The organism is Kitasatospora sp. NPDC007106 (assembly GCF_040634455.1).
Taxonomy (GTDB): domain Bacteria; phylum Actinomycetota; class Actinomycetes; order Streptomycetales; family Streptomycetaceae; genus Kitasatospora; species Kitasatospora arboriphila.
On record NZ_JBEYFP010000408.1, the window covers coordinates 1 to 5,383 of the forward strand.

The window sequence follows — 5,383 nt, forward strand, 5'->3', positions numbered from 1 at the left end:
GTACCCGCCGTCCATGCGTGAGATCGGCCAGGCGGTGGGCCTCTCCTCCACCTCCTCCGTCGCCCACCGGCTGATGGCCCTGGAGCGAAAGGGCTTCCTCCGCCGCGACCCGCACCGCCCCCGCGCGCCTACGAGGTGCGCGGCGGCGAGGTCGCCCGCCCCCACACCGCCGGGACGGCGGACCCGCAGGGCACCGGCGGAGGACGGCACCCGCGCCCGGGCGGGGACACGGGCTCCTGACCGCCCGTCGGGCCGGGACGGGCGGGGTTCACGCCCAGCCGCGGCGGGCGGCCTGCCAGCCGAGCTGGATGCGGGTCTCGACGCCGGCCCGGGACATCAGGTCGGTGATCCGGCGCTGGACGGTGCGGCGGGAGATGCCGAGCTGGCCTGCGGCGGCCTGGTCGGTCAGGCCGGCCAGCACCAGGGCGAGGATGCGGGCGTCGAGTTCGTCGATCTCGTCCGGCCGGCTCTCTGTGAGGCCGTCGCCGACGGTGTTCGCCGCGATGGGGAAGGCCGCCTGCCAGGACGTCTCGAAGTACGCGATGAGTGCGTCGAGCAGGCCGCCCGCGTGGACGAGGACGGATGCGGCGGCGGTGTTCCGGGCCGAGCTGAGCGGCACCATGGCGACGCTGCTGTCCGCGATCACGAGCTTGACCGGCACGTGGTCGGCGACGCGGAGCTGCTCGCCCTCGGTGAGGCTGGCGATGACGTCCGCGACCATGCCCGGCCCGGTGAGCGCCGAGCGCTGCAGGATCGCCCGGTAGCGCACGCCGCGGCGCAGTCCTGCGGTGCCGGCCTCGTTCTGCGTGTGCGGGACGACGGTGAGGTTCGGCACGATCATCGAGCGGACCTGGTGGCGGGCCGAGTGCTGGAGCTGGGCGAAGCGGTGGCGTACCGCGGCGACGTCGGTGAGGACCTCGACGACGCCGGAGGCCCGGTCGCGAGCGGCCCGGTGGTGCTGCTCGGCGAGGTCGGCGAGGCCGGCCTCGGCGGCGTGCAGTTCGTCGCGCCGCTGGCGGAGCACCGCGCCGAGGGCGATGTCCGGCGGTGCGGCGGTGTAGACCGTGCCGGCCTCCCGGCCTTCGGCGCCCGGGGCGGCCGCGGCCAGTCCGCGGGCGGTGAGCGCGGTGAGCAGGCCGCCCACCTCGTCCGTGGTCCGTCCGGTGTCGGCTGCGAGTTCGGCGACACTTCGGTCGACCCGGGTCGCCAGGAGCCGGTAGACCTCCTCCTGGGCCGGGTCCAGCCCGAGCGCAGCGAACATGAGCAGTCCTCACTTCACGGTCCTGGCGCGTGAGGATACGGCAGACGGCCCCGAGGCGGAACGCCCGGGGCCGTCCTGGCGGCAGAGACCGGTGTCTGCCCGTCGTACCTGGGCCGCCCCGACGGGTCGTCGACCCGCCGGGGGCGCCAGGGACTACGGCTCGGCGCGGCCGTGGTGCTCGGGGCCGGACAGCCCGTACGCCCGGATCACCTCCTGGGTGACGCGGTTGCCGGCGCTGTCCCGGGCCGTCGCGCGGAGGGAGACGAAGCCGCGGGAGGGGGCGTCGAACCGGGCCGTCCAGTGCCCGGTGGCGGTGCGTTCCAGGGCCGCGGGGTGCCAGGTGGCACCGTCGTCGTAGGAGACCGCGAGGGTGCCGTCGGTGACGGCACCGGTGCCCGCGGCGCCGGGCAGGTGGCTCGCCGACAGGCCGACCGTCTGCCGTCCGCCCGGCCGGTTGCCCGCCAGGTCGGTGGAGAGCTGGTAGTCCAGCTGGAGGAGCGCCATCACGTCGATCTCGTACGGATCGGTCACCGGGGCGGACCTGACCGTCCACATCGAGTGGGTACGGGGTGTGAGCCGGTAGAGCGCGGGGTCGCGTTCGGCCTTCAGGTCGAGGGTGTAGGTCACCGGACGGTCCGGCACGGTGTCGAGGTAGAGCGACGGCCAGGCCGAGGTCTTCACGAGCTCGCCGTCCTGGTAGGCCTTCAGCGTCACCGTGTTGGCGTCGTCCACCATGATGCCGCCGTGGTCGGTGCCGCTGTCCGTCCAGGGCTGGATGTTGATCTCCGCGTAGCCCGACTGCCGGCTGGACCACCAGAAGCCGCTGCCGTTGCGGGGGTGTGCGACCGGCGCGTACCAGTCACGGGTCGTCTCGGTGTGGGGCCGGTAGGTCACCATGCCGGACCGGGACTCGAGCACCATGCCCGGCCCGGTGAGGGAGTCCTCCGCCCATGTGGTGCCGGGCTGTGCGGAGACGTAGTCGATGCGGGTGCCGGGCATGTCGACCGGCTGCAGGAAGCCCACCGAGTAGGCCCGGTAGGGGCGGTAGTCCCAGCGGTACTCGCCACTGGAGTAGGTGGTGTCGCCGTGGAAGCGCATCCGGACGCTGGCGAGGTCCTCCGCCTTCGGCCGGTACGTCAGGTCCGCCGGGATCCGGTCGGGCCTCGGGTCCACCAGATCGTAGACGTACGGCGAGTTGCGCACGCCCTTGAGTGCCAGCTCGGCGCGGCCGCGGTCGGCCGCGGCCAGCAGCGGCGCACCCTCTCGCGCGGTGACCGATACGACGGGCACGGCGCTCTCGGTGCCGGTCTCCGTGCCCACCCACTCGTAGAGCTTGCCGGGGCCGTCGTCGACCACGATCAGCAGGGCGGCGCCTGCGTCCGCGGCGGCCCGGGCCCGCTGGCTGCCGGTCAGCGCCGGGGAGGCCGTGACGACTGCGATCCTGCCCTTGACGCGATGGCGTGCGTAGTCGGCGGGTGTGCCGGTGCCTGCGTGCACGGCCTCCAGCCGGGCGGTGCCGTCGTACACCGCTGATCCGGCCTGGTACTGCAGCGTGACGGGCCGTCCGTCCCGGCTGACGGTCAGCTGCGGAGCGGCCTTGCGCCAGCGGGTCTCGTACTCGAACGCGCCGCGGGTCACCGCGCGGGTGGGCAGGACGAACAGGCTGTCGTCGGTCGGGGAGAGGATGTACTGCTCGGCGATGGTGCTGCCGGCGCCGTCGGAGCGGTACCAGTCGGCGTACACCATCCGGTCCTCGATCTCCTGCGGCACCTGCGCGGTCGCCTCGACCGCCCGGGAGGCGTCCAGGTCGATGCTGCGGTCGCGGTCGAGGACGATCTCCGGGTCGCCCAGTAGCGCCAGGCCGACCGAGTCGGGGCCGTGGCTTCCGGCCACCGGGAGGTAACTCACCGCGCTGTAGGTGCCAGCGGGCAGGCGTACGTCGGCGGTGCCGGTGGCGTCGACCGCGACGAACGACGGATCGGGGACGCCGAACGTCTGCAGTTCGACGGTGCCCGCCGCGGGCTTGCCGGCGCGGTCCTTGAGCGAGATGTGCAGGGTGTGGCGCTGGTCCTCCTTGTACAGACCCAACTGCGTCCGGGCCACGACGGCACCGGAGGCGTCGGTGGCGGTGACCTGACCGAGGTAGCGGCGGCCGTTCGCACCCAGCCGCGGCTCCGCGGTCGTGGTGACGCTCGCGGTGCCGTGCGCGGGCACGGTGACCGTGTCGGCGGAGAGCGAGAACATCCCGGCGGGCGCGGCGGCGCCCGCGTCGGCGCCGGGGTCGACGTCGTACGGGCCGCCGGCCACGGCCGCGCTCTCGGCGAGCCGCAGCACGAGGTCCGTGCCGCCGTCGTTCCGGTAGGTGACCGTGCGGGAGACGGCCGGCTCGTCGGTGTGCGGCCACGCGTCGAAGCCGAACCAGACCGAGCCCGTGCCGGTCACCGTGGATGCGACCGATGACGTCAGGTCGACCCGGCCGGCGCCGACCTGGTAGGCCGTGGCCCCGGCCAGTGGTGCGGACGTGCTCATCAGCGCGTCCTTGAGCCGGCTGCCGGTCCAGTCAGGGTGCTGCTGCGCCAGGATCGCCGCCGCGCCCGCGACGTGCGGAGTCGCCATCGACGTGCCGCTCATCGCCTGGTAGTAGCCGCTCGCGGCGGTGCCGCCGGCCTTCGCCGCCAGGATGTCGACACCGGGTGCGGCGATGTCCGGCTTGAGGGCGTAGTCGCCTTGGCGCGGGCCCATGGTGGAGAAGGACGCGAGCCGGTCCTCATCGTCGACGGCGGCCACGGTCAGGGCCGCATCGGCGGCACCGGGCGCGCCCATCACTGCCTCCTGCCCGGCGTTGCCGGCGGCGACCACGAACAGGGTGCCGCTCTCCGCGCTGAGCCGGTCGACGGCCAGGCTCAGCGGGTCCGTGCCGTCGCTGGGGTCGGAGCCGCCGAGGCTCATGCTGACCACCTTGGCGTGCTGGGCGGCCGCCCACTCCATGCCCGCGATGACCCACGAGTCGTCACCGGAGCCGTCGTCGCCCAGTACTTTGCCGATCAGCAGGTCGGAGCCGGGTGCGACGCCCTTCTCCCGGCCGTCTGAGGCGGCGCCGCTGCCGCCGACGGTGGAGGCGGTGTGCGTGCCGTGGCCGTTGCCGTCGTCGACGCCCTCCCCCGGTACGAAACTCTCGGACTGCGAGACGCGACCGTTCAGATCCGGGTGGCCGCGGTCGATGCCGGTGTCGAGCACGGCGACCTTGACGCCCTTGCCGTCGAGGCCTGCGGCCCAGGCCCCCAGGGCGCCGATGCGGGCGGTACTGGTCGCCAGCGAGGCGTGCACCTTGCCGTCCAGCCAGATCCGGTCGATGCCGCCCGACAGCCGGGCGCCGGTCGGCCGTGCCGCAGCCGTCGCGGCCGCCGCGCCGGCGGAAGCAGCCACCGTCTCCCAGGAGGACCTGGTCTGCTTCTTGGCGACCTTGAGAGCGGCGCCATTGATGCTGGGCAGGGTCCGCACCATGACCGAGCCCTTCGGAGCCCGCCCCGCGCCGGCTGCGGCACCGGAACGGGGAGCGGCCGCGTCGTAGCCGACGATCAGCGGAATGCCGTCGCTGTGCGCGTCGTCGTAGCCCTGGGCGACAAGTGACGTGACATCGAACAGCCGCCGGTCCAGTGCGCCGGCGGCCAGGAAGGGCATGGCCTCGTCGGGAAAGACGTACAGGTCCTTGCCGACGTTCTCGGTCCGCACGCCGCCGGGAGCACCGGCCGGTCTGGTGACATCGACGGCCTGCCGGCCCTGTCCGAGATCCATGACCCGGACGACGTCGCCCGTGATGAGGGTGACGCTGTGGGTGGCGCCGCCCTGTCGTGCCGCGGACACCGTCGGAAGCGTGCCGCGCGCCGTCGCACCGTCGGCCGGTCCGGCCACGAGCACGACCACCGATGTGCAGGCCACCGCTGCGGTCAGGATCCTCCGACCGGGGCGGTGGCGGAGTATGGGGGGAGTCATGTGACGGTCCTACAGGTGCGTGACACAGCCCCGGAACGGCCTCGGCCTGGCACAAAAGAGCCAGGTCCCACATGTGCCACCACCGCCCGTGGCCGACGGGCCGCATCCCTGACCGGGGCTCACCCGGCG

General features: G+C 73.8%; 2 protein-coding genes and 1 pseudogene. 1 reads left to right on the top strand and 2 read right to left on the bottom strand.

The features are described 5' to 3' along the window. A pseudogene (locus ABZ641_RS24760) lies at positions 1 to 127 on the top strand (repressor LexA); the annotation flags it as partial. A gap of 141 nt (positions 128 to 268) precedes the next feature. Here ABZ641_RS24760 and ABZ641_RS24765 read toward each other — a convergent pair. Continuing rightward, positions 269 to 1,261 carry a helix-turn-helix domain-containing protein gene (locus tag ABZ641_RS24765; RefSeq protein WP_359985009.1) on the bottom strand — a complete coding sequence of 331 codons (993 nt, stop codon included), beginning with the start codon at positions 1,259 to 1,261 and terminating at the stop codon, positions 269 to 271. Between the two features lie 153 nt (positions 1,262 to 1,414). Then, positions 1,415 to 5,125 (bottom strand): S8 family serine peptidase, encoded by a 3,711-nt coding sequence (locus ABZ641_RS24770; protein ID WP_359985012.1) that lies wholly within the window; start codon positions 5,123 to 5,125, stop codon positions 1,415 to 1,417. Positions 5,126 to 5,383 lie beyond the last annotated feature (258 nt).

Bases quoted from the DNA above. Each gene is read 5' to 3' on its own strand.
- ABZ641_RS24765 (WP_359985009.1), bottom strand. From the start codon at position 1,261: ATGTTCGCTGCGCTCGGGCTGGACCCGGCCCAGGAGGAGGTCTACCGG.